Source organism: Vibrio hibernica, from assembly GCF_015223435.1.
GTDB lineage: Bacteria > Pseudomonadota > Gammaproteobacteria > Enterobacterales > Vibrionaceae > Vibrio > Vibrio hibernica.
This window is the reverse complement of sequence record NZ_VHKO01000135.1, coordinates 1-1,023: the sequence shown is the minus strand read 5'-3', so window position 1 is coordinate 1,023 and position 1,023 is coordinate 1. Positions and strand designations below refer to the sequence as shown.

The 1,023-nt window shown below is 36.2% G+C and carries 1 protein-coding gene; it reads left to right on the top strand.

All coding sequences use genetic code 11. The features are described 5' to 3' along the window. Positions 1 to 284: 284 nt before the first annotated feature. Positions 285 to 998, top strand: coding sequence for a hypothetical protein (locus FH976_RS15820; RefSeq protein WP_089138385.1), 714 nt, complete (start codon positions 285 to 287; stop codon positions 996 to 998). The last annotated feature ends 25 nt before the right edge of the window (positions 999 to 1,023 follow it).

Genomic DNA, 1,023 nt, shown 5'->3' with positions numbered 1-1,023 from the left:
AAAATTTGTTAGCAACGACGATTCGCTCAGTCTCGTTATGAAAGTTTGCCATAGATTTTATCATCCATGTGGTGCCTCAAGGTATAGGCTTTGTCAGATTGACTAATGAGTTAGTATGAGATAAGTTATTGACTTGAGGCTAGATGGAAGCCTGCTCACTCCAATAAGGCAAACTCTTTCGAGAACCATAATCCTAAATTGTATATTTTGTTCTTATTTGTTTCGGCGGGAAGAAGAAAATTAGGAGTGGATTTACTTAGCTTTTCGTCTAGGGATCTAAGAATATGAATATTACTCAATCTTTCATTTCAAATATCAAAAAACGAGCTAAAAAAATTCAAGTTGATTTAGATATTAAGCATACCCAAGCACTTGAATTAGCGGCAAAAGAAGCTTGTTTTCCAAATTACTATGCACTATTACAGCATTCTAAAAAAGCTAACAACCACAAAGCTAACATAGTGAATGCAAATAAAGGTATGGATGGCGTTAATAAAGAATTCGCGATGGCTCAAGGCAATAGAGGTATGCAGCTTAATCCGAATCAGTACAGCTCTCTATTGGTTATATTTGACGATGATCTAATGGTCAATGAGTTAGAGTATGAAGGCACGACTCCCAAACTTATTAGACGTAACTTTAAGACCGAGTATCTCGATAAAGGTTTTGCAACTGATATAGGTGCAAGGATACTAAGTTTCGCTGAAGTTAAGCACCGTAACTTGGATATAGGTTACGGTTCAAGATTACACGAGTGGGGATACATCTGTGTTGAGTTCTTGCGAAACAAAAACAACCCTTGGACCATTGAAGACGCTAATAAAATTGCAAAAGAACGCATAGGATCTAAATTTGGCTCTTGCTACCGTAAATTCTTTTTCATCGATGGAAAATATGTAAATAACCGCATCGATGATGAAATAAATTTAGCGTTAGACCTCGGAGATGATATACAGTATTGCCCTGCAATTGATGGTTATCATGACAACTATAGCTAAATGCTAACTAACTTAATTAATCCAG

Bases quoted from the DNA above. Each gene is read 5' to 3' on its own strand.
- FH976_RS15820 (WP_089138385.1), top strand. From the start codon at position 285: ATGAATATTACTCAATCTTTCATTTCAAATATCAAAAAACGAGCTAAA.